Origin of the sequence: Geobacillus sp. BMUD (assembly GCF_013096845.1) — a bacterium.
In the GTDB taxonomy this organism is placed as follows: domain Bacteria; phylum Bacillota; class Bacilli; order Bacillales; family Anoxybacillaceae; genus Geobacillus; species Geobacillus vulcani.
In genome coordinates, this window is record NZ_SDLA01000017.1 from 1 (window position 1) to 20,043 (window position 20,043).

Sequence of the window (20,043 nt, forward strand, 5' to 3'; positions counted from 1 at the left end):
AGACCATGCGGTCTTCGGTGTTATCCGGTATTAGCCCCGGTTTCCCGGAGTTATCCCGGTCTTGCGGGCAGGTTGCCCACGTGTTACTCACCCGTCCGCCGCTGACCAAACCAGAGCAAGCTCCGATCCGGTCCGCTCGACTTGCATGTATTAGGCACGCCGCCAGCGTTCGTCCTGAGCCAGGATCAAACTCTCCAAAGAAAGTTGATTGGCTAATTCCGCTTCGGTCCGCCGCCGCTCGGGGTCAAATACCCCCCTCGGGGTGCAAGTACCCCTGTGGGTGAAGAACATTTGCCCGTCGCGGCGACCCGCGGACCTCCGCTTTTCGTTGCGCTTCGTTTCGTTCAGTTTTCAAGGAACGCATGCAACTGCAATAAAGTTCGCTTCCTCGCTATTCACGCTGAAGAAGCACGCTATGATGACTTAACGTCGGCTCTTCTGCTATTGTTGATCTACAAACAGCTCTTTTATGCTAACACATCCACTTTTTCTTGTCAAGATGTTGTTTATTGTTTATCGCTATCGAACATTGCGCTCGATCAGCGACGTTCATTAATATAGCACCTTTAATCGAAAAATGCAATATCTTTTTTAATGGTATTTACAGGTTATTGATTCAATGAACCCCAATTGCCCTTTCATCCTTTTTTACCAACATGGTTCATAACCGCCGCAGTGGTCCGCATAAGAATGTATGGGGACAACGATTTTATCATGTCAAAAAAGGGGGATCGATGTCATGTTTTACGCCCTGAATGGACGAACGTTGAAAAAAGCTTTCATTATTATCTGCTCCGCCTTTTTCACTGCTGTCGTCTTATACGCTTATGAAACGAACCGTCCAGTTTTTTCTCTTCCTTCTGGGCCGAAGGCGGTATATAAAGTGGACAACGCCCGCGACGAGGTGGCGTTGACGTTCGATATCAGCTGGGGAGATGAAAATGCAGACAAAATTTTAGATGTCTTGAAGCAACACGGGATTCGAAACGCAACGTTTTTTTTATCCGCCTCATGGGCCGAACGCCATCCAGCCGTGGTGAAGCGGATCAAAGAGGAGGGGCATGAAATTGGCAGTATGGGATATAACTTTGTCAACTATACGGAACTTGAGAACGCCAAAATCCGCCAAGATTTAATGATGGCGAAAAAAGTGTTTGACATGTTGGGAATTAAACAGGTCGAGCTGTTGCGTCCCCCTGGGGGGAACTTCAACAAAAATGTGCTGAAGGTTGCTCAGTCCCTCGGCTACACCGTCGTCCATTGGAGCATTGACTCGAAAGACTGGCTCAACCCTGGGACCGACCAAATTGTTGAGAACGTTACGAGGAGCCTGGAACCAGGCGATATCGTGCTCCTTCACGCATCCGATTCGGCAAAACAGACGGTCAAAGCGCTGCCGAAAATTATCGCTTCCATGAAAGAAAACGGCTACAAAAACGTCAACCTCTCCGAGTTGTTGGCGAATGGCGAAGCCGAAAGCCGTGGGATCGAGTGACACGTTCTGACGGTGACCTGAGCTGATGCGGTTGAATTGCGGCGGCAGACAGCCGCCAATCGAAACAATGGCCTTCGGCGACACGCCGTCTTGTTTCGCGGCTGCCATAAGAAAACAGGCGGCGCCTTGCTTTCTTTATTGTTTCGCGCCGCCCGTCAATTTATGCAGTATAAGAAGCTGATATGCATTACATACTAATAAAGGAATCAACATCAAATACAGCCAATCGCGGTCGTTGATGCGCAATACGGGAAACCATTCAATAACCGTAACGACGACCATAAAGAACAAAGCTGGAACGAACGCCCCCTTGTTCGTCTGTGCGCTCTTGACGTAGGCAACAACGAGGCCAACCGCCAAAATAAACAATGCGGTCAATAGATACGGAATGATTGAATCCCCCCTGTCCGCAAAAGCCATGTAGCGGAAATACACTAAATCGAACAGCACAAACATAATCAAAACAACCTGCACGGCGTTCCATAGCGAACGGAAGATGCCAAGCCCGAACCGATGGACGGTTAAATAAGCAAAAAAACCCGCCTGACTGATCACGCTGAAAATAAAGCCAACGCCGATATGCCATAAAAAAACAGCCATAAACTCCACCATTTCCAGGCGCAGCAACAAGCGCCCGAACTCCTCCCAGTTGAAAACAATGCCGACAGCCGCCGTGGCGATACCGCCGATCAGCAGCGTCGACAAAAATAAACGCACCCATTTGCGGCTGTTCACTGCTTCATCCTCCATCATTTCAGCATAACCCGCTTACCATTTTACCAACGCTCTTGTGAAAAAGCTAGCTCCGATCTCCCTCCATGCATATTTTTTTCACCAACATTCATATTAAGGGTGAGGGATTTTTGCAGAAAGGAGCTCACTTTCATGAACAAATATTTACCGCTCCTCTTGCTCAGTTTTCTCGTTCTTGGTTCCTGTGCCCCTCAAGAAATCAGCCCTCCTCCCCCGGATTATGACGAAACAAAAAAGATGGTTGTTGACATTTTAAAAACCGACGAGGGAAAAAAGGCGATTCAAGATATTATGTCGGAAGACCAGATGAAGCAACAGCTGGTCATAGATCAAAAAGCTGTAAAAGAAACATTGCAGCAAATGCTGACATCTGATCAAGGAAAAAAATTTTGGGAAAACGCGCTAAAAGACCCGAAATTCGCTGAAAGTTTTGCCAAAGGGCTGCAGGCAGAACATGAAAAAATGATGAAGGCGCTCATGAAAGATCCCGATTACCAGGCGCTGATGATCGATATTTTAAAAGATCCAGAAATGGAAAAAGCCATGGTCGATGTCTTAAAAAGCAAAGAGTTCCGCCAACATTTGCAAAAGGTGATCACCGACACGTTGAACAGCCCGCTGTATCAGGCGAAAATTCAAGATATGTTGATGAAAGCAGCTGAAACGGTTCAGCAAGGTGGAGAAAAACAAGGTGAAGAAGGCGGAGGGGAAGGGGGAGAGGGAGAAGAAAGCACCGGCAATCAGCAAGGCGGAGGAGGTTAATCAAACGAAAAAGCGTCCGTGCGCTGAAAACCGCCACCGCTCTAATCGGCGGTTTCTCGCCATCGGACGCTTTTTGCGAAACTGATTAATATTTCGCAACGATTTTGCGGGCGATATCCATATAAATTTTACCGATAGGATGATCTTCTGCGTAAACGGACGGAGCGAAGTCGTCGTCGTTCCAATCCGGCTGCTGAAGCGGCAACTGCCCTAACAGCTCGGTTTGCAGTTCTTTGGCCAACTTTTCTCCCCCACCCTTGCCGAAGACATACTCCCGCTCTCCTGTTTTCCGGCTTTCGTAGTACGACATATTTTCGATCACGCCGATAATTTCGTGTTCGGTGCGCAACGCCATGGCTCCAGCGCGGGCAGCGACAAACGCAGCGGTCGGATGCGGAGTCGTGACGATAATTTCTTTGCACGACGGCAAGAGCGTATGGACGTCCAAGGCGACATCGCCCGTGCCAGGGGGCAAGTCAAGCAGCAAGTAATCCAAGTCTCCCCATTCGACCTCTTTGAAAAAGTTGTTCAACATTTTCCCAAGCATCGGGCCGCGCCAAATGACCGGGGCGTTGTCCTCGACGAAAAAGGCCATCGAAATGACTTTGACGCCAAACCGTTCGACCGGGATGATTTTGTCGCCCCTCACGGTCGGACGCTCCGTAATGCCCATCATGTCTGGAACGCTGAACCCGTAAATGTCCGCGTCAATGAGCCCGACTTTTTTGCCGAGCCGGGCGAGCGCGACCGCCAAATTGACGGAAACGGTTGACTTGCCGACTCCACCTTTGCCGCTGGCGATGGCGATATACGTCGTTTTTTGCTTGTTTTCGCTATATTTCTCGACCACATCGCGCGGCAGTTCGGCGAACCGCAGACCGACCGTCGCAAAGCCCGCATCTTTCAGCTGCTGGACGATCGCCGTTTGCACGCGAAGCTGCTCGGGCGTTCCGGTTTTGGCAAGCGCGATTTTCACGCTGACATGGTTTTTCTCTTCCTTAATTTTGATTTCTTGGATGGCATTCGTCTCTTTAAACGTTTTGTTTAGAAAGGGATCTTTCATCTTTTCAAGAATGGCGCGCACTTCGGTTTCTGTCAACATCGTATTCACCAACCCTTTTGCAAATCAATGGTCGTTTCTACATGTTATCATACCATAAATCGGCAAACAGCCGCCATGTTGGACTTGCTCCCACACGCCCCCGTGGTTGAAAAGGGATAATTTTCCGTTTCTTTTGGCGAAACGAGACCGGTCGATTGTCTCCTCTATTCCAAATCATAAAAAAATCCCCGCTACTCGCGAGGCGTATGTTCGTTGGAAAAGTAGCGAAGCACTCCTTTATAAATCGAGGCGGCCAGCTTCGTTTGGTAGCCATCAGACACAAGCAGTTCTCGCTCATCGGGATTCGACAAAAACCCAACCTCGACAAGCGCGCCGGGGATTTTTGCATGCTTGAGCAAATAGACCGTATCAATCATTTTTGCCAGCCGATGCGTATTCTCCAAATTGCGCCGCAATTCCGCTTGAATCAATCTTGCCAGCCGCTCGTTTTCGATGAAAGACCCGTAATAAAACGTCTGCGCCCCTCGCCAACGCGGCGACGGGATGGCGTTGAGATGGATGCTGATGAAAAGATCAGCATTCGATCGATTGACGAAAGCCGTTCGTTCGAGCAAATCCTCCGTTTTCCGTCGGCTGTAGCCGCGTGTTGACGGGCTGGCCAAATCCCGATCCGTCTCGCGCGTCATCAGGACGAGCGCCCCTTGCTGTTGCAGATAATCGCGCAGCTTTTTCGCCACGTTGAGTGCGATGTCCTTTTCCAACGCCTTACCCCCGACGGCGCCGCCGTCCGGCCCACCATGACCAGGATCCAATACGATGATCCTCCCCGATAACGGGAGATTCCATGATTTTGTTGATGTCATATTGGAAAATAAAAACGGAAATAGCAAAGTGATCATAAGGGCGACGCCAGCAAAAGCGACCAGCCACTTCCATTTTTCCCTCATTGTTTCTCCTCCCGCACGTTTCCCTTCTCTATCTTATATGGGACAAGGCGCGGGAATAGAACTCATTTAGCGAAGTTTTAGACGACGCCGTTTTTTGCCCCGCTCAAATCCTTCCATCCACCAGTTGCCGATATATTGTTCACACACATCATATAGCGATTGGCTAAGGAAATCGTCGTCGATATTGCCCCAAAAGCAAAGAAAATCAAACAGCGTATCGATTAAATATTTTTCTTCTTGAGCACATCGGCAGCGTACGCTGTCCGCTGTCTCTCCATAATAGCCGAATCGGCTGTAGCGAGCACCGAGCAAATACGCTTCAATGGCCAGATCAATGCAGCCTTCCTCAACAACGGATGGGAACATTCGATACGCCGTATAAAACGGAACAAAGTGCTCAAGCGCTTTGGTCCGTAATTTCTCAAGTGACAGTTCGCGCAACATAGTTCGTTCATAGCGAAGCTGCTTTTCCTGCCTTTTTTCCGCCAATGAAGTGATGACTGCCATCGTCTTTCACGCTCCTTTACGATGTAGTGTTTAACGATCAGGCGCATTCATACGTGCGGACGAAAGGCAGAAATAAGCAAAAAACCCAGCCACATTGGCTGGGTTGGACATCATGCGATTAACGTTTCGAGAACTGCGGAGCGCGGCGGGCGCCTTTGAGCCCGTATTTTTTGCGTTCTTTAACGCGGGCATCGCGCGTCAGTAAACCGGCCCGTTTCAGCACCGTGCGGAATTCCGGATCCACTTCAAGCAACGCGCGAGCGATGCCATGGCGAATCGCACCAGCTTGGCCGGCAAATCCGCCGCCTTGGACGTTCACCAAAACGTCGTAGCTGCCAAGCGTTTCCGTCAATACGAGCGGCTGTTTGACCATTTCGATGAGCGCTTCCGACGGAATGTACTCGCGAATGTCACGCTTATTCACAATGATGCGACCATCGCCCGGGACAAGGCGGACGCGGGCGACCGAGCTTTTGCGACGACCTGTGCCGTAATATTGTACTTGTGCCAAAATCATACCCTCCCTTATGATTATCCGCGAAGTTCATATACTTCCGGTTTTTGTGCTTGATGCGGATGTTCGCTTCCACGGTAAACGTGCAACTTTTTGAACATTTGCCGGCCAAGGCTGCCTTTTGGAAGCATGCCACGCACCGCACGTTCGATCATTTGTTCCGGATAGTTCGTACGCATTTCCAGCGCTGTTCTTACTTTTAATCCACCCGGATATAAGCTGTGGCGATAGTATAGCTTTTTCGTCAACTTTTTCCCAGTGAGTTCGACTTTGTCCGCATTGATGACAATGACATGATCTCCGCAGTCAACGTGCGGGGTGAACGTCGGTTTATGTTTGCCGCGCAACAGCGCCGCTACTTCGCTGGCCAAGCGACCTAACGTCTTGCCAGCTGCGTCGACAACGTACCATTTACGCTCTACTTCATTCGGTTTCGCCATATAAGTCGTACGCAATGTCATTCCCTCCTAAAATAAAAAATGAACAAACAAATGGTCGTTTATTTCAACACGATTATGGTCCGGGGCTAATCGTGGAAAATACATGCCATATGATATAATAGCTTGCTGGCGCGCCAATGTCAAGAAGATGTTACACAAGGACTCGTTGTCTTAAAAAGCCGGGGAAGCCATCAGCCATTTGCCAATGAGTGGTCCAAACATTCAGCCTCATAGTATACGCGCCATAAATACAGTCCTTCGGGCGGCGCGGTTGGACCAGCGAGGCGCCGATCTCTCGCCGCAAGCAGTGTTGAAATGTCGGCAGGAGAACGCTTCCCTTGGCCGATCTCCAACACCGTGCCCACAATAATGCGTACCATGTTGTATAAGAAGCCGCTGCCGACAAACCGAAACTCGAGCATCGGGCCGTCGGCCTTCAATTCAGCCCGATACATGGTGCGCACCCGGTCTTCGATCGACGTTTTTGCGGAACAAAAGCTTGTAAAATCATGCGTTCCATGAAGCAAACGGAGCGCCTCGTTCATCGCGCTGATATGAAGCGAATATGGATGCCATGCGCAATAATGGCGGCGAAACACGTCGCGCTCGGCAGCCGTCCATACTTTATAGCGGTATTCTTTCGCTTTCGCCGAAAAACGAGCATGAAAGTCTGCATCAGCCTCCTGTACAAAGCGAACGACGATATCATCCGGCAGCTGAGCATTCAACGCCTTTTTCCACTGCTCCGAGGAAAGGGAAAGCGGCGTATCAAAGTGGATCACTTGCCCATAAGCATGAACGCCGGCATCCGTCCTTCCGGAAGCCGTCACACGCACTTCGGTCCCTTTATGCATCCGCCGAAGCACTTCCTCGAACTCGCCTTGCACCGTCCGCTTTCCCGGCTGGATTTGGTAGCCGAAAAAATGGGTGCCGTCATAGGCGATGATGCATTTGATCCGTTGTGTCATGGCCTTCCTCCGCTATGAGCGTAATAGACAAAGCAATACGGCTAGCAGCGCCACGGCCGCTAAAAACGCGGTGTCCACTGGCTTCCAAGCGAGCTGGCGGAATTTGGTCCGCCCTTCCCCGCCGCGGTAGCCGCGCGCCTCCATGGCTGTCGCCAGCTCATCGGCTCGTTTGAACGAGCTGATAAACAGAGGCACAAGCAGTGAGACGATGGCTTTCATCCGTTCGGAAAAACGGCCGCCAGAAAAATCAACACCACGGGCCGCCTGTGCTTTCATAATTTTTTCTGTCTCTTCCATCAATGTTGGAATGAATCGAAGCGAAATGGCCATCATCAAGGCGAGCTCATGGACGGGGACGCGCATCTTTTTGAGCGGCCCGAGCAAACTCTCGACGCCGTCGGTCACTTCAATCGGCGTCGTCGTCAACGTCAGCATCGTCGTCATCAATACAAGGAGCAAAAACCTTAGGGAAATAAAGATCCCTTGCTTGATGCCGCCTTCATATATAGAGAGCGAACCGATTTGGTAGATGACGTCTCCTTCCTTCGTCATGAATAGATGCAACAGCAATGTAAACAAAACGACCCATAAAATCGGTTTCAAGCCGCGGACAATGAACGAAAATGGGATGCGAGACAGCGCCGCAAAGGCAAACGCAAACAGCGACAGCAGCGCATACGTTGCCGCATTGTTTGCCAAAAAGACGATCAGGACGTAGGTAAACACGACCAATAGTTTGGCGCGCGGGTCTAAGCGATGAATGACGGAATGACCGGGTACATATTGCCCGATAATCAAATGGCTACTCATGGGCACTCACCTTAGCGAACAATTGCTGAATGGCTTCCACCGTCTGTTCCAACGTTAGGCACGGCGATGGAATGACAACACCGAACCGCTTTTCGAGCTGTTGTTTCAATTTGACCGTTTCCGGCACACTCAAACCGATGGCAGCCAGTTTGTCAGCATCGTGAAAGATCTCTTCCGGCGTTCCATGCCGCCACACCGTTCCTTCATGCATGACGATGATTTCATCGGCGTACCGGGCGGCGTCCTCCATGCTGTGGGTGACGAGGACCGTCGTCAACTGCTTTTCCCGATGAAGGCGATAAAACATCTCCATCATCTCTTTGCGCCCACGCGGATCAAGGCCAGCGGTCGGCTCATCGAGCACAAGCACTTCCGGCTCAAGCGCCAGCACACCGGCGATGGCAACCCGCCTCATTTGCCCCCCGCTCAAGTCAAACGGCGATTTCGCCAGTACGTCCTCGCTCAACCCAACAAGCCGAATGAGCTCCCGCGCCTTCCGTTTCGCCTCGTCTTCTGGCACGCCAAAATTGAGTGGGCCAAAACAAATATCTTTCTCCACCGTTTCCTCAAACAACTGATGTTCCGGGAACTGGAAGACGACCCCGACCTTTTTGCGCAGCGGTTTCAGCTGCTTTGGCCGCTTATTGCTCGTGATCGTCTCTTCGCCGATTTTCACCGCGCCGCTTGTCGGCTGCAACAACCCGTTTAAATGCTGAAGGAGGGTCGATTTTCCCGAGCCCGTATGCCCAACCACAGCGACGTACGCCCCGCTTCGGATCATGACATTGACATCATAAAGCGCTCGGCGGGCAAGCGGCGAACGGGCATTGTACACATGCTCTACTTTTTCGAATACAATGTCCATAGCTCCTCGACCAACTCCTCTGTCGTGAAATACCCCGTTCGAAGCGGAATACCTTGTTCCCGCAGACGGCTGCTCATTTTCACGGCAAATGGCAAATCAAGACCGATGCGTTCAAGCTTGCCTCCGAGCTGAAAGATTTGCTCCGGCGTCCCTTCTGCCATAACCTGACCTTTGTTCATGACGATGATGCGATCCGCCTTCGCTGCTTCCTCTAAATCATGGGTGATCGACAACACCGTAATGCGCTGCCGGCGGTTTAACCGGCGCACGGTCTCTAGCACTTCTTCCCTTCCCCGCGGGTCAAGCATCGATGTCGCCTCGTCCAAAATGATGATATCAGGGCGGAGCGCCAAAATGCCAGCGATGGCGACGCGCTGCTTTTGTCCACCGGACAACCGGTGCGGCTCATGACGGAGAAACGATTCCATATGGACTTCGCGGACGGCGTCGCGGATGCGCTCGATCATTTCTGCACGCGGAATGCCGTTGTTTTCAAGGGCAAAAGCGATGTCGTCTTCAACGGTCGCGCCGACAAACTGGTTGTCCGGATTTTGAAACACCATCCCGACGCGGCGCCGCACCTCCCATACGGTCGAATCATCCAACGGACGTCCAAACAGACGAATGACGCCCCGCTCCGGCCAAAGCAAGCCAATGAGCATTCGCGCGATCGTCGACTTGCCAGATCCGTTATGGCCGACGATCGCTAACCATTCCCCGCGCTCCGCCCTGAAGCTGACATTTTGCACCGCATAGTCGAATTGATTTGGATAGCGAAAGGACACTCCCTCGATTGACAAGATTGGTTCGATCATGATCGTTTCCCCTTGCTTCGCCGCGTTGCAAACGCAGCCTGCTAAATGATGGTAAACAAAAAAAGGGCATAGACCCAGTTCAAACGAAACTGTCTCGCCCTTGTTGAAATGAAACCGTTACACGAGTTCAATAATGACCATCGGCGCCCCGTCGCCGCGGCGAGGACCAAGTTTCATAATGCGCGTATAGCCGCCTTGGCGATCTTGGTAGCGCGGCGCAATGTCGCTGAACAGCTTTTGCAACGCATCTTGACCGGTTTCGCTGTTGGCGACCTCCTTGCGGATAAATGCCGCTGCTTGGCGGCGGGCATGCAGATCGCCGCGTTTGCCGAGCGTAATCATTTTTTCCATGATCGAGCGCAATTCTTTCGCCCGCGCTTCCGTCGTTTCAATGCGTTCGTTGATGATTAAGTCTGTTGCCAAGTCACGAAGCAGTGCTTTTCGTTGCGAAGTCGTGCGTCCTAATTTTCTGTACGACATCAAATGTCCCTCCCTTTTAAAGTGATGTGTTCCTCATGGTGGTCATCATCAAAGCGATATGGTGAAAGCCCGTTTCCGGCTTGCCGGCGGAGGCCGGCTCTTAGTCATCTTTGCGCAGACTGAGGCCGAGCTCGGCCAGTTTCGCTTTCACTTCCTCAAGTGACTTGCGGCCGAGGTTGCGCACCTTCATCATATCTTCTTCCGTTTTTTGCGTCAGCTCTTGAACGGTGTTGATGCCGGCCCGCTTCAAGCAATTGTAGGAACGAACCGAAAGATCGAGTTCCTCAATCGTCATTTCAAGCACTTTTTCTTTTTGGTCGTCCTCTTTCTCGACCATGATCTCCGCATTTTGCGCCTCATCCGTCAAGCCGACAAAAATGTTCAGGTGCTCCGTTAAAATTTTTGCTCCAAGAGAAATGGCCTCTTTCGGCCCGATGCTTCCATCCGTCCACACATCAATGGTCAGTTTGTCATAGTCCGTCACTTGGCCGACCCTTGTATTCTCGACTTGATAAGAAACTCGGGAAACCGGCGTATAAATGGAATCGATCGGAATGACGCCGATGGGCTGGTCTTCGCGCTTATTTGCCTCAGCAGGAACATATCCGCGCCCCCGCTTGGCGGTCATGCGCATACGCAGGCGGCCGCCTTCCGCCAGCGTCGCGATATGAAGGTCCGGGTTTAAAATTTCTACATCACTGTCGTGAGTGATATCAGCAGCCGTGACAACTCCTTCACCCTGCACATCAATCTCTAACGTTTTCTCTTCGTCTGAATAAATCTTCAGCGCTAATTTTTTGATATTCAAAATGATAGCTGTCACATCTTCAACAACGCCGTCAATCGTTGAAAACTCATGCAAGACGCCGTCGATTTGCACCGATGTTACAGCTGCACCAGGGAGTGAAGACAATAGGATACGACGCAAGGAGTTCCCTAAAGTTGTACCATATCCACGCTCAAGCGGCTCGACGACGAATTTGCCGTATTTGGCATCTTCGCTCAGTTCGACCGTTTCAATTTTCGGCTTTTCAATTTCAATCATCGATTATTATACCCTCCTTCAAAACGTCGAGACCCCGATCAAACAGTACACGCCTACCAACATTCCCCCATGAATCTCTCTTTACGCTTGCCTGCCATGGTCTTTATCATATCCCATTATTGACAACGGCGCAAATTCTATACAGGGGCGTTACACGCGGCGACGTTTTGGCGGACGGCATCCATTGTGCGGGATTGGAGTGACGTCTTTGATCGCTGTAATTTCCAATCCAGCGGCTTGCAGGGCACGGATCGCTGCCTCGCGGCCAGCCCCTGGACCTTTGACGTTCACTTCGACCGTTTTCATGCCATGTTCCATCGACGCTTTCGCTGCTGCTTCAGCCGCCATTTGCGCCGCAAACGGCGTTGATTTGCGCGAACCTTTGAACCCCAGCGAACCAGCGCTCGCCCAAGCAATGGCGTTGCCATGAACGTCCGTAATTGTCACGATCGTGTTGTTGAACGTGGAACGAATATGGGCGATGCCTGTATCAATATTTTTTCTTACCCGGCGTTTGCGAGTGTTTGTTCTACGTGCCATTCGTCAAATGACCTCCCTTGCGTGATTATTTTTTCTTGTTTGCTACCGTACGGCGCGGACCTTTGCGCGTGCGGGCATTGTTTTTCGTGTTTTGGCCGCGAACCGGCAACCCACGGCGATGGCGAAGACCACGATAGCAACCGATCTCCATCAAGCGTTTAATGTTCAACGATACTTCACGGCGCAAATCGCCTTCCACTTTCAAGCGGCCGACGATTTCACGAATGCGGCTAAGCTCCTCTTCCGTTAAGTCGCGAACGCGCGTGTCTTCCGATACGCCAGCTTCTTTTAAGATTTTTTGTGCTGTCGGTTTGCCGATCCCATAAATGTATGTTAACGAAATGACTACCCGTTTATCACGCGGAATATCGACACCTGCAATGCGTGCCATATGATACACCTCCTTGGAAATTACCCTTGGCGTTGTTTATGTTTCGGATTTTCGCAAATGATCATGACTTTGCCGCGTCTGCGAATAACTTTGCATTTTTCGCAAATCGGTTTGACAGATGGTCTTACTTTCATATTGTTTACCTCCCTATTGAACGGAGTGCATTCCTTTATTTATATCGATACGTGATCCGCCCACGCGTCAAATCATACGGCGACAGCTCCACCGTCACCCGATCGCCAGGCAAAATGCGAATAAAATGCATGCGGATTTTGCCCGATACATGAGCCAACACCGTGTGCCCATTTTCTAATTCTACACGAAACATCGCATTTGGCAATGTTTCGACGACGGTGCCTTCCACTTCAATTACATCATCTTTCGCCATCGAGCGGCTCTCCCTCCTTCGAATGAGTAACATTGTGTTACGCAAAACCGAACGTGATGTCCATGATGCTCGAGAAGACGTTCGCCCCTTTCCTACTTATAAAGTAGGGGGCTCATTTCCACAAGGCGTCAAAATTTCATAGCCATCTTCTGTAATGACAATCGTATGTTCAAAATGGGCGCACCGTTTTCCATCAGCCGTGACGACAGTCCAATCATCGGCCAACGTTTTCACGTAACGGCTGCCGGCATTGACCATCGGTTCGATGCACAGCGCCATCCCTGGCCGCAAAATCGGACCTTTGTTCGGTGGTCCATAATGTGGGATTTGTGGGTCTTCATGTAAGTGTTGACCAATTCCATGCCCGACATACTCGCGAACAACGGAAAAGTGATGCGCTTCGACATACGTTTGAATCGCATGGGAGATGTTTGTTAAACGAGCACCCGGCTTTGCCTCGGCAAGCCCGACATACAGCGATTGCTTTGTCACATCAAGCAACCGTTTCGTCTCGGCGTCGATGTCCCCAACTGGATACGTCCAAGCCGAGTCGGCATGATAGCCTTCATACTGCGCGCCAACATCGATCGTAATAATATCGCCTTCCTGCAATACACGGCCGCCGGGAATCCCGTGCACCAGCTCTTCATTCACCGAAGCGCAAATGCTTCCGGGAAACCCATGATACCCTTTAAACGACGGAATGGCGCCATGGGAACGAATCACTTCCTCCGCGATGGCGTCCAGTTCCTTTGTCGTGATCCCGGGACGAATGTGCTTTTGCACTTCTTTTAATGTAAGGGAAACGATTTTTCCCGCCTCGCGCATCAAAGCAATTTCCTGCGCGGTTTTGCAACGAATCATCGGGCAAGTCCCCCGAGCAATTCACGAATATCAGCAAACACCTTTTCCATTTCCTGTTCGCCGTTAATGTGACGCAAATAGCCTTTTTGCTCGTAAAAGTCGAGGAGCGGCTTCATTTGTTTCTTATTCACCTCAAGCCGATTGGCCACCGTTGCTTCATTATCATCAGGGCGCTGGTACAGATCGCCACCACATTTGTCGCATACGCCCGGTTTTGCCGGTGGATGAAAGACCAGATGGTACGTTGCTCCGCAGTTGCGGCAAATGCGTCTGCCGGTCAGACGCTCCATTAGGACCTCTTGGCGGACATCGATATGGATGACATAGTCAAGCTTGCGCTGGATTTCCGCCAGCATCGTTTCAAGCGCTTCTGCTTGGGCGACCGTGCGCGGGAATCCATCGAGCAAAAAACCATTTTGGCAATCCTCTTTGCTCAGTCGTTCGCGGACGATGCCGATCGTCACCTCATCCGGCACAAGATCGCCGCGGTCCATATACTGCTTTGCCTGCAACCCTAACGGCGTCCCCTCTTTGATCGCCGCTCGGAACATGTCTCCCGTTGAAATATGAGGAATTCCATAAGCCTCGACAATTTTCTCGGCTTGCGTGCCTTTGCCGGCGCCCGGCAGCCCCATCAGCACTAAATTCATCCTAACTCCCCCTATCGGCAAGGGACGATCCCGCTCTTGCCTTCTTTACTTGATGAATCCGCGGTAATGGCGTTTCACCAGCTGGCTCTCAAGCTGTTTCATCGTCTCCAGCGCCACGCCGACGACGATGAGCAAGCTCGTTCCGCCGATTCGTGCAGAAGGCGGCAAGTTCGCAAAGTTCACAAAGAACACCGGCAACACGGCGATGACTGCCAAAAAGATCGCTCCGACCAACGTCAGCCGGTATAAAATTCTCGTTACGTACTCTTGTGTGTTTTTCCCTGGACGAATCCCCGGGATATAGCCGCCTTGTTTTTTCAAGTTGTCCGCCATCTGCTCCGGATTGACTTGAACAAACGCATAAAAGTACGTAAATGCGATAATGAGCACAACGTAAATGATCATCCCAACTGGGTGCGTATAATCAAACGTTCGGCGAATCCACAATGTTACATCATTCGTGCCAAAAAATGATGCAATTGTCGGTGGTGCAATTAAAAACGATACAGCGAAAATGACCGGAATGACTCCCGCTGGATTCACTTTGAGCGGCAAATGGGTCGAGTGGCCACCGACCGGGCTTCGGCCTTCCAACCGCTTCGCGTATTGAATCGGAATTTTCCGGAACGCCTGCTGGATGTAAATGACGCCGACAATGACGGCAACGACCGCCAGCGCCACAAGCAGAAGCCGGACGATGCGCAAAAACACATCTTCCCCGACATTTTCAAACTGTTGGGCGTAAATTTGGTTCAAAACCGTCGGAATGCCTGAGACAATCCCGGCGAAAATAATGATCGAAATACCATTGCCCACGCCTTTCGCGGTGATCTGTTCGCCGAGCCACATTAAAAAGGCTGTGCCAGCGGTCAAGACAACCGCGATCAGCAAATACGTGCCGATGCCCGGATTTCGAATGAGCATCCCGCCAGCCAAGTTGTTAAAGCCGTACGACATGCCGATGGCCTGAATAAACCCGAGCACGACTGTGAAATAGCGGGTAAACTGAGCTAATTTACGCCGGCCAACCTCGCCTTGTTTCGACCACTCCGTAAATTTTGGAACAACGTCCATTTGCAATAGCTGGACGATAATCGATGCCGTGATATAGGGCATAACCCCCATGGCAAAAATCGAGAAGTTTTGCAGCGCCCCGCCGCCGAAAATGTTCAGGACGCCGAATGCATTCAATTCATCTTGCAGTTTTAATACATCCGCGTTCACGCCCGGAACAGGGATGAACGTCCCGATGCGGAACACGATGAGCATAAGAAGAGTGAAAATGATTTTGTTGCGAATATCGCTGACGCGCATAAAGTTGGAGATTGTCCGAAACATTAAATCACCTCAGTTTTACCGCCAGCCGCCTCAATGGCCTCTTTTGCCGATGCCGAGAACTTATGCGCTTTGACCGTGAGTTTTCTCTCGATTTGGCCTTTGCCTAAAATTTTCACACCCGATTTCAGTTTGCTGATGACACCCGTCTCAAGAAGCAATTCCGGTGTCACTTCCGTTCCGTCTTCAAAACGATTCAGTTTTTCCAAATTCACAACAGCATACTCTTTGCGGTTGATGTTCGTAAATCCGCGTTTCGGCAAGCGGCGGAATAGCGGAGTTTGACCGCCTTCGAACCCAAGACGAACTCCTCCACCTGAGCGGGCATTTTGACCTTTTTGACCACGTCCGGACGTTTTGCCGTTGCCCGATCCGATCCCGCGCCCGACGCGGACCGCTTTCTTCCGGGATCCCGGTGCTGGTTTCAGTTCATGAAGTTTCATGGCGAAGCACCTCCTTATGATTATTCCTCGATTTCTTTCACGTTGACAAGGTGGGCCACTTTGTTGATCATCCCGCGGATGGCAGGATTGTCGTTATGGATGACCGTTTGATGCATTTTTCGCAAGCCGAGCGTTCTGACGGTAACGCGTTGGTCTTCCGGACGGCCAATCACGCTGCGCGTGAGGGTAATCGCCAGTTTTTTTGCCATGATCGTTCCCTCCTTATCCTAACAGTTCCTCGACTGTTTTACCGCGCAATCTCGCAACGTCTTCGGCGCGTTTTAATTGTTTCAGCCCATCAAACGTTGCACGCACCATGTTGATCGGCGTGTTTGATCCGATCGATTTCGACAAAATGTCGCTGATGCCCGCCAGCTCTAATACAGCACGCGCCGGCCCCCCAGCGATGACCCCGGTACCTTCGGAAGCAGGTTTCAAAATGATTTCCCCGGCACCGAAATGGCCGATGACTTCATGTGGAATCGTTGTGCCGACGATCGGCACCTCAATCAAGTTTTTCTTCGCATCTTCAATGGCTTTGCGGATCGCTTCCGGAACCTCTTGCGCTTTTCCGGTGCCAAAGCCGACATGGCCGTTTTTATCACCGACGACGACGAGAGCTGAAAAGCGCAGGCGGCGTCCGCCTTTCACGACTTTTGCTACACGGTTGACCGCGACTACACGTTCTTCCAATTCAAGTTTGTTTGGATCGATACGACGCATCGTTGTCCCTCCTTTGTAATTAGAATTCCAAGCCGGCTTCGCGGGCGGCGTCTGCCAATGCTTTCACCCGTCCATGATACAAATACCCGCCACGGTCGAATACAACTTTTTTAATGCCTTTTTCCAACGCCCGTTTGGCGACAAGTTCGCCGACCTTTTTCGCTGCCTCAATGTTGTTCGTCGAATCTAAACCAAACTCTTTATCTAGCGTCGAGGCGCTGACGATCGTCGACGATTTTGTATCATCAATAATTTGTGCATAAATATGTTTATTTGAACGGAACACGCTCAACCGCGGACGTTCAGCCGTGCCGAAGATTTTTTTGCGGATGCGCGCGTGTCTTTTTTTCCGAACCGCGTTTCGGTCCACTTTCGTGATCATCGAATGTCACTCCTTTCGCTTCGCTATGCCGCGTTATTTACCTGTTTTGCCTTCTTTCAAGCGCACCAGTTCGCCTTCGTAGCGAATGCCTTTGCCTTTATACGGCTCTGGCGGACGAACCGCGCGAATGTTGGCAGCCAATTCACCGACGCGCTGTTTGTCTGCCCCTTTGACGATGATTTTCGTTTGGGACGGCACTTCAATTTCAAGTCCTTCTTCCGGCTCAATTTCGACCGGATGAGAATAACCGACGCTCAATACGAGCTTTTTCCCTTGTTTCGACGCCCGGTACCCGACACCAACGAGTTCGAGCGCTTTTTCATAACCTTTCGAAACGCCTTCGACCATGTTGGCGAGTAAGCTGCGCGTCGTGCCATGGAGCGCACGATGATGTTTTTCATCGCTTGGACGCGTAACAGTGATCACATTGCCCTCAACGGTGATCGTCATATCTGGATGGAACGTGCGGGTCAGTTCTCCTTTCGGCCCTTTGACCGTAACCGTGTTGCCGTTGACCGTAACGGTGACACCGGCAGGAATTTCAATTGGTTTTTTGCCGACACGTGACATGTCAAAAACACCTCCATTCTTGAGCAGATAAATTACCAAACGTAGGCGATTACTTCGCCGCCCGTGCCTTTTTGCCGTGCTTCTTTGTCTGTTAAGATGCCTTGCGATGTCGAAAGAATGGCGATTCCTAAGCCGTTCAAAACGCGCGGCACTTCATGGGCTTTGACGTAAACGCGCAGCCCCGGTTTGCTGATGCGTTTCAGCCCGGTAATGACACGTTCGTTGTTCGGACCGTATTTCAAGAAGATGCGGAGAATGCCTTGTTTGTTGTCTTCGATATATTCATAATCACGAATAAACCCTTCGCGCTTTAAAATTTCCGCGATTTCCCGTTTGATTTTCGAAGCCGGGACCTCGAGTTTTTCGTGACGCACCATATTCGCATTGCGGATGCGAGTCAGCATATCAGCAATTGGATCTGTCATCACCATTATGTTTTACCTCCTTCCCAATCAATGGGTTGATTACCAGCTGGCTTTTTTGATGCCTGGAAGTTGGCCTTTGTATGCGAGCTCACGGAAACAAATACGGCACAATTTGAATTTGCGATAGACCGAGTGCGGACGGCCGCAGCGCTCGCAGCGGGTGTACGCTCTCACTTTAAACTTCGGCGTCCGTTTTTGTTTCGCGATCATCGATTTTTTAGCCACGATTTCGCCTCCCTTGCGTTATGGGATCATTATTTTTGGAATGGCATGCCGAGCAACGCCAGCAGTTCACGAGCTTCTTCATCCGTGTTGGCCGTTGTGACGATCACGATGTCCATGCCGCGCACTTTGTTCACTTTATCGTAATCGATCTCTGGGAAAATGAGCTGTTCTTTAATGCCGAGCGTATAGTTGCCGCGGCCGTCAAACGACTTTTTCGATACGCCGCGGAAGTCGCGCACGCGCGGAAGCGAGACCGAAATCAACTTATCGAGAAACTCATACATCCGTTCGCCGCGCAGTGTGACTTTCGCACCGATCGGCATCCCTTGGCGAAGACGGAAGCCGGCGATCGATTTTTTCGCACGCGTTACCACCGGACGCTGGCCGGCGATCAGCGTCAGCTCTTCAACGGCGCTGTCTAATGCTTTCGGGTTTTGCACCGCATCGCCGACACCCATGTTGATGACGATTTTTTCGATTTTTGGCACTTGCATGATCGATTTATAGTTGAACTTGCTCATGAGAGCAGGTACGACTTCATTTAAATACTTCTCTTTCAGGCGGTTCATAAAAGTACCTCCCTTCCTGCGTCACGGTTATTTATCCAGAATCTCACCGGATTTTTTCGCATAGCGCACTTTTTTGCCATCGACAATTTTGTAGCCGATGCGCGTCGGCTCACCCGTTTTCGGGTCGAGCGGCATGACTTTCGAAACGTGAATCGGCGCTTCCTTCTCAATGATGCCGCCTTGCGGGTTGGCTTGCGACGGTTTCGCATGCTTTTTCACAATATTGACGCCTTCGACGATGACGCGGTTTTTCTTCGGAAACGCCGCCAGAATGACGCCTTGCTTGCCTTTGTCTTTGCCGGAGATTACTTGCACTTTATCGCCTTTTTTTACATGCATCGCATTCGCACCTCCTTGAAACGCTGTTCCGTTCCATTAAATAACTTCCGGAGCTAAAGAAATGATTTTCATGAAGTCTTTATCGCGCAGTTCACGGGCAACCGGTCCGAAAATCCGCGTACCGCGCGGGCTTTTGTCATCGCGGATGATGACGCAGGCGTTTTCGTCAAAACGGATGTATGAACCGTCCGGACGGCGCACCCCGCGTTTCGTACGAACAACAACGGCTTTCACGACTTGACCTTTTTTAACAACGCCACCTGGTGTCGCATCTTTGACCGTCGCCACAACGACATCGCCGATGTTCGCATAGCGGCGACCCGAGCCTCCGAGCACTTTAATGACAAGCACTTCGCGCGCACCAGAGTTATCAGCTACTTTCAAGCGAGATTCTTGTTGAATCATCGACGAAACCTCCTTTCGGAATTATCTCTCCGAACTAAGCGAAGAACCATTAGAGAACAACAGCCTTTTCAACGATTTCCACCAAACGGAAGCGTTTTGTGGCCGACAGCGGGCGAGTCTCCATGATTTTCACGATGTCGCCGACTTTCGCTTCGTTATGTTCATCATGTGCTTTATATTTTTTCGAATATTTCACGCGTTTACCGTACAGCGGATGTTTTTTGTACGTTTCGACCAACACGGTGATCGTTTTGTCCATTTTATCCGATACAACCCGTCCAACGTACACTTTGCGTTGATTGCGTTGGCTCATTTCACAAACCTCCTCTC

At 50.8% G+C, this 20,043-nt stretch carries 32 protein-coding genes and 1 rRNA gene; 2 read left to right on the forward strand and 31 right to left on the reverse strand.

Translation table 11 applies throughout. The features are described 5' to 3' along the window. Positions 1 to 201 (reverse strand): 16S ribosomal RNA (locus ETC05_RS14695); the annotation flags it as partial. Between the two features lie 538 nt (positions 202 to 739). On the opposite strand from ETC05_RS14695, the gene pdaB reads away from it, so the two are divergent. Further along, entirely contained in the window at positions 740 to 1,495 is a 756-nt protein-coding gene (gene pdaB, locus ETC05_RS14700; protein WP_031406163.1) for a polysaccharide deacetylase family sporulation protein PdaB, read from the forward strand. Between the two features lie 135 nt (positions 1,496 to 1,630). On the opposite strand, the gene ETC05_RS14705 is transcribed toward pdaB, so the two are convergent. After that, entirely contained in the window at positions 1,631 to 2,230 is a 600-nt protein-coding gene (locus ETC05_RS14705) for a KinB-signaling pathway activation protein (protein ID WP_031406165.1), read from the reverse strand. 150 nt (positions 2,231 to 2,380) lie between these two features. Here ETC05_RS14705 and gerD point away from each other — a divergent pair, with 150 nt between their 5' ends. Next, positions 2,381 to 3,010 (forward strand): spore germination lipoprotein GerD, encoded by a 630-nt coding sequence (gerD, locus tag ETC05_RS14710; protein WP_031406167.1) that lies wholly within the window; start codon positions 2,381 to 2,383, stop codon positions 3,008 to 3,010. A gap of 85 nt (positions 3,011 to 3,095) precedes the next feature. Here the strand turns inward: gerD and ETC05_RS14715 are convergent, their stop codons facing one another. The 29 genes from ETC05_RS14715 to rpsQ form a co-directional block, all read right to left on the reverse strand. Further along, the gene (locus tag ETC05_RS14715) at positions 3,096 to 4,112 is read right to left on the reverse strand and encodes an Mrp/NBP35 family ATP-binding protein (RefSeq protein ID WP_031406169.1); all 1,017 of its coding nucleotides are present in this window, start codon (positions 4,110 to 4,112) and stop codon (positions 3,096 to 3,098) included. A 191-nt stretch (positions 4,113 to 4,303) separates the two neighbouring features. Beyond that, positions 4,304 to 5,020, reverse strand: a complete 717-nt coding sequence (gene cwlD / locus ETC05_RS14720) for an N-acetylmuramoyl-L-alanine amidase CwlD (protein ID WP_171661353.1) — start codon at positions 5,018 to 5,020, stop codon at positions 4,304 to 4,306. A gap of 66 nt (positions 5,021 to 5,086) precedes the next feature. Then, complete coding sequence (locus tag ETC05_RS14725; RefSeq protein ID WP_031406173.1) at positions 5,087 to 5,527, reverse strand: YbaK family protein; 441 nt, start codon at positions 5,525 to 5,527, stop codon at positions 5,087 to 5,089. Between the two features lie 118 nt (positions 5,528 to 5,645). Beyond that, complete coding sequence (gene rpsI / locus ETC05_RS14730; protein ID WP_025950570.1) at positions 5,646 to 6,038, reverse strand: 30S ribosomal protein S9; 393 nt, start codon at positions 6,036 to 6,038, stop codon at positions 5,646 to 5,648. A gap of 20 nt (positions 6,039 to 6,058) precedes the next feature. Next, on the reverse strand, positions 6,059 to 6,496 hold the full coding sequence (gene rplM / locus ETC05_RS14735; protein WP_011229651.1) for a 50S ribosomal protein L13: 438 nt from the start codon (positions 6,494 to 6,496) through the stop codon (positions 6,059 to 6,061). Between the two features lie 176 nt (positions 6,497 to 6,672). Continuing rightward, positions 6,673 to 7,449, reverse strand: a complete 777-nt coding sequence (gene truA, locus ETC05_RS14740) for a tRNA pseudouridine(38-40) synthase TruA (protein WP_031406179.1) — start codon at positions 7,447 to 7,449, stop codon at positions 6,673 to 6,675. Between the two features lie 12 nt (positions 7,450 to 7,461). Beyond that, entirely contained in the window at positions 7,462 to 8,259 is a 798-nt protein-coding gene (locus ETC05_RS14745; RefSeq protein ID WP_171661354.1) for an energy-coupling factor transporter transmembrane component T family protein, read from the reverse strand. Beyond that, entirely contained in the window at positions 8,252 to 9,124 is an 873-nt protein-coding gene (locus tag ETC05_RS14750; RefSeq protein WP_031406183.1) for an energy-coupling factor ABC transporter ATP-binding protein, read from the reverse strand. The genes ETC05_RS14745 and ETC05_RS14750 overlap by 8 nt, the downstream gene beginning before the upstream one ends. Then, on the reverse strand, positions 9,100 to 9,939 hold the full coding sequence (locus tag ETC05_RS14755; RefSeq protein WP_031406184.1) for an energy-coupling factor ABC transporter ATP-binding protein: 840 nt from the start codon (positions 9,937 to 9,939) through the stop codon (positions 9,100 to 9,102). Before ETC05_RS14755 ends, ETC05_RS14750 begins: the two co-directional genes overlap by 25 nt. A 117-nt stretch (positions 9,940 to 10,056) precedes the next feature. Continuing rightward, the gene (rplQ, locus tag ETC05_RS14760; RefSeq protein ID WP_031406187.1) at positions 10,057 to 10,419 is read right to left on the reverse strand and encodes a 50S ribosomal protein L17; all 363 of its coding nucleotides are present in this window, start codon (positions 10,417 to 10,419) and stop codon (positions 10,057 to 10,059) included. A gap of 100 nt (positions 10,420 to 10,519) precedes the next feature. After that, positions 10,520 to 11,464, reverse strand: coding sequence for a DNA-directed RNA polymerase subunit alpha (locus tag ETC05_RS14765; RefSeq protein WP_011229645.1), 945 nt, complete (start codon positions 11,462 to 11,464; stop codon positions 10,520 to 10,522). Positions 11,465 to 11,614: 150 nt separating this feature from the next. Further along, positions 11,615 to 12,004 carry a 30S ribosomal protein S11 gene (rpsK, locus tag ETC05_RS14770; RefSeq protein ID WP_011229644.1) on the reverse strand — a complete coding sequence of 130 codons (390 nt, stop codon included), beginning with the start codon at positions 12,002 to 12,004 and terminating at the stop codon, positions 11,615 to 11,617. 25 nt (positions 12,005 to 12,029) lie between these two features. Next, on the reverse strand, positions 12,030 to 12,395 hold the full coding sequence (gene rpsM, locus ETC05_RS14775; RefSeq protein ID WP_015373728.1) for a 30S ribosomal protein S13: 366 nt from the start codon (positions 12,393 to 12,395) through the stop codon (positions 12,030 to 12,032). 20 nt (positions 12,396 to 12,415) lie between these two features. Then, a complete protein-coding gene (rpmJ, locus tag ETC05_RS14780; protein WP_011229643.1) occupies positions 12,416 to 12,529 on the reverse strand; it encodes a 50S ribosomal protein L36 in 114 nt (37 codons plus the stop codon). 35 nt (positions 12,530 to 12,564) lie between these two features. Then, positions 12,565 to 12,783, reverse strand: coding sequence for a translation initiation factor IF-1 (gene infA / locus ETC05_RS14785; protein ID WP_031406191.1), 219 nt, complete (start codon positions 12,781 to 12,783; stop codon positions 12,565 to 12,567). Between the two features lie 96 nt (positions 12,784 to 12,879). Next, entirely contained in the window at positions 12,880 to 13,647 is a 768-nt protein-coding gene (gene map / locus ETC05_RS14790) for a type I methionyl aminopeptidase (RefSeq protein WP_171661355.1), read from the reverse strand. After that, complete coding sequence (locus tag ETC05_RS14795) at positions 13,644 to 14,297, reverse strand: adenylate kinase (protein ID WP_031406195.1); 654 nt, start codon at positions 14,295 to 14,297, stop codon at positions 13,644 to 13,646. Before ETC05_RS14795 ends, map begins: the two co-directional genes overlap by 4 nt. Before the next feature lie 45 nt (positions 14,298 to 14,342). After that, positions 14,343 to 15,635 (reverse strand): preprotein translocase subunit SecY, encoded by a 1,293-nt coding sequence (secY, locus tag ETC05_RS14800; protein ID WP_171661356.1) that lies wholly within the window; start codon positions 15,633 to 15,635, stop codon positions 14,343 to 14,345. Further along, positions 15,635 to 16,075, reverse strand: a complete 441-nt coding sequence (gene rplO, locus ETC05_RS14805) for a 50S ribosomal protein L15 (protein ID WP_031406199.1) — start codon at positions 16,073 to 16,075, stop codon at positions 15,635 to 15,637. Before rplO ends, secY begins: the two co-directional genes overlap by 1 nt. Before the next feature lie 20 nt (positions 16,076 to 16,095). Continuing rightward, positions 16,096 to 16,284, reverse strand: coding sequence for a 50S ribosomal protein L30 (gene rpmD / locus ETC05_RS14810; protein ID WP_031406201.1), 189 nt, complete (start codon positions 16,282 to 16,284; stop codon positions 16,096 to 16,098). A 13-nt stretch (positions 16,285 to 16,297) separates the two neighbouring features. After that, complete coding sequence (gene rpsE / locus ETC05_RS14815; protein ID WP_011229636.1) at positions 16,298 to 16,798, reverse strand: 30S ribosomal protein S5; 501 nt, start codon at positions 16,796 to 16,798, stop codon at positions 16,298 to 16,300. A gap of 19 nt (positions 16,799 to 16,817) precedes the next feature. Further along, entirely contained in the window at positions 16,818 to 17,180 is a 363-nt protein-coding gene (gene rplR, locus ETC05_RS14820) for a 50S ribosomal protein L18 (protein ID WP_011229635.1), read from the reverse strand. 33 nt (positions 17,181 to 17,213) lie between these two features. Then, entirely contained in the window at positions 17,214 to 17,750 is a 537-nt protein-coding gene (gene rplF / locus ETC05_RS14825; protein ID WP_011229634.1) for a 50S ribosomal protein L6, read from the reverse strand. A gap of 32 nt (positions 17,751 to 17,782) precedes the next feature. Further along, entirely contained in the window at positions 17,783 to 18,181 is a 399-nt protein-coding gene (gene rpsH / locus ETC05_RS14830; RefSeq protein WP_012820490.1) for a 30S ribosomal protein S8, read from the reverse strand. Between the two features lie 33 nt (positions 18,182 to 18,214). Continuing rightward, positions 18,215 to 18,400 (reverse strand): type Z 30S ribosomal protein S14, encoded by a 186-nt coding sequence (locus ETC05_RS14835; RefSeq protein ID WP_003247599.1) that lies wholly within the window; start codon positions 18,398 to 18,400, stop codon positions 18,215 to 18,217. Between the two features lie 29 nt (positions 18,401 to 18,429). Then, positions 18,430 to 18,969, reverse strand: coding sequence for a 50S ribosomal protein L5 (gene rplE / locus ETC05_RS14840; RefSeq protein WP_011229632.1), 540 nt, complete (start codon positions 18,967 to 18,969; stop codon positions 18,430 to 18,432). 27 nt (positions 18,970 to 18,996) lie between these two features. Continuing rightward, positions 18,997 to 19,308 (reverse strand): 50S ribosomal protein L24, encoded by a 312-nt coding sequence (rplX, locus tag ETC05_RS14845; RefSeq protein ID WP_011229631.1) that lies wholly within the window; start codon positions 19,306 to 19,308, stop codon positions 18,997 to 18,999. Between the two features lie 36 nt (positions 19,309 to 19,344). Next, positions 19,345 to 19,713, reverse strand: coding sequence for a 50S ribosomal protein L14 (rplN, locus tag ETC05_RS14850; protein WP_011229630.1), 369 nt, complete (start codon positions 19,711 to 19,713; stop codon positions 19,345 to 19,347). 49 nt (positions 19,714 to 19,762) lie between these two features. Next, entirely contained in the window at positions 19,763 to 20,026 is a 264-nt protein-coding gene (gene rpsQ, locus ETC05_RS14855) for a 30S ribosomal protein S17 (protein ID WP_031406208.1), read from the reverse strand. Positions 20,027 to 20,043: the final 17 nt, after the last annotated feature.

Excerpts from the sequence above, each read along its gene's own strand:
- infA (WP_031406191.1), bottom strand. The coding sequence starts at position 12,783 with ATGGCGAAAGATGATGTAATTGAAGTGGAAGGCACCGTCGTCGAAACA.
- rplF (WP_011229634.1), bottom strand. The coding sequence starts at position 17,750 with ATGTCACGTGTCGGCAAAAAACCAATTGAAATTCCTGCCGGTGTCACC.
- rpsQ (WP_031406208.1), bottom strand. The coding sequence starts at position 20,026 with ATGAGCCAACGCAATCAACGCAAAGTGTACGTTGGACGGGTTGTATCG.
- secY (WP_171661356.1), bottom strand. The coding sequence starts at position 15,635 with ATGTTTCGGACAATCTCCAACTTTATGCGCGTCAGCGATATTCGCAAC.
- rplR (WP_011229635.1), bottom strand. The coding sequence starts at position 17,180 with ATGATCACGAAAGTGGACCGAAACGCGGTTCGGAAAAAAAGACACGCG.
- rplX (WP_011229631.1), bottom strand. The coding sequence starts at position 19,308 with ATGCATGTAAAAAAAGGCGATAAAGTGCAAGTAATCTCCGGCAAAGAC.
- rpsM (WP_015373728.1), bottom strand. The coding sequence starts at position 12,395 with ATGGCACGCATTGCAGGTGTCGATATTCCGCGTGATAAACGGGTAGTC.
- ETC05_RS14745 (WP_171661354.1), bottom strand. The coding sequence starts at position 8,259 with ATGAGTAGCCATTTGATTATCGGGCAATATGTACCCGGTCATTCCGTC.
- ETC05_RS14725 (WP_031406173.1), bottom strand. The coding sequence starts at position 5,527 with ATGGCAGTCATCACTTCATTGGCGGAAAAAAGGCAGGAAAAGCAGCTT.
- rpsE (WP_011229636.1), bottom strand. The coding sequence starts at position 16,798 with ATGCGTCGTATCGATCCAAACAAACTTGAATTGGAAGAACGTGTAGTC.
- pdaB (WP_031406163.1), top strand. The coding sequence starts at position 740 with ATGTTTTACGCCCTGAATGGACGAACGTTGAAAAAAGCTTTCATTATT.
- rpmJ (WP_011229643.1), bottom strand. The coding sequence starts at position 12,529 with ATGAAAGTAAGACCATCTGTCAAACCGATTTGCGAAAAATGCAAAGTT.
- ETC05_RS14795 (WP_031406195.1), bottom strand. The coding sequence starts at position 14,297 with ATGAATTTAGTGCTGATGGGGCTGCCGGGCGCCGGCAAAGGCACGCAA.
- rpmD (WP_031406201.1), bottom strand. The coding sequence starts at position 16,284 with ATGGCAAAAAAACTGGCGATTACCCTCACGCGCAGCGTGATTGGCCGT.
- rpsK (WP_011229644.1), bottom strand. The coding sequence starts at position 12,004 with ATGGCACGTAGAACAAACACTCGCAAACGCCGGGTAAGAAAAAATATT.
- rpsH (WP_012820490.1), bottom strand. The coding sequence starts at position 18,181 with ATGGTGATGACAGATCCAATTGCTGATATGCTGACTCGCATCCGCAAT.
- rplO (WP_031406199.1), bottom strand. The coding sequence starts at position 16,075 with ATGAAACTTCATGAACTGAAACCAGCACCGGGATCCCGGAAGAAAGCG.
- ETC05_RS14755 (WP_031406184.1), bottom strand. The coding sequence starts at position 9,939 with ATGATCGAACCAATCTTGTCAATCGAGGGAGTGTCCTTTCGCTATCCA.
- ETC05_RS14750 (WP_031406183.1), bottom strand. The coding sequence starts at position 9,124 with ATGGACATTGTATTCGAAAAAGTAGAGCATGTGTACAATGCCCGTTCG.
- map (WP_171661355.1), bottom strand. The coding sequence starts at position 13,647 with ATGATTCGTTGCAAAACCGCGCAGGAAATTGCTTTGATGCGCGAGGCG.
- truA (WP_031406179.1), bottom strand. The coding sequence starts at position 7,449 with ATGACACAACGGATCAAATGCATCATCGCCTATGACGGCACCCATTTT.
- ETC05_RS14765 (WP_011229645.1), bottom strand. The coding sequence starts at position 11,464 with ATGATTGAAATTGAAAAGCCGAAAATTGAAACGGTCGAACTGAGCGAA.
- cwlD (WP_171661353.1), bottom strand. The coding sequence starts at position 5,020 with ATGAGGGAAAAATGGAAGTGGCTGGTCGCTTTTGCTGGCGTCGCCCTT.
- rplN (WP_011229630.1), bottom strand. The coding sequence starts at position 19,713 with ATGATTCAACAAGAATCTCGCTTGAAAGTAGCTGATAACTCTGGTGCG.
- rplE (WP_011229632.1), bottom strand. The coding sequence starts at position 18,969 with ATGAACCGCCTGAAAGAGAAGTATTTAAATGAAGTCGTACCTGCTCTC.
- gerD (WP_031406167.1), top strand. The coding sequence starts at position 2,381 with ATGAACAAATATTTACCGCTCCTCTTGCTCAGTTTTCTCGTTCTTGGT.
- rplQ (WP_031406187.1), bottom strand. The coding sequence starts at position 10,419 with ATGTCGTACAGAAAATTAGGACGCACGACTTCGCAACGAAAAGCACTG.
- ETC05_RS14715 (WP_031406169.1), bottom strand. The coding sequence starts at position 4,112 with ATGTTGACAGAAACCGAAGTGCGCGCCATTCTTGAAAAGATGAAAGAT.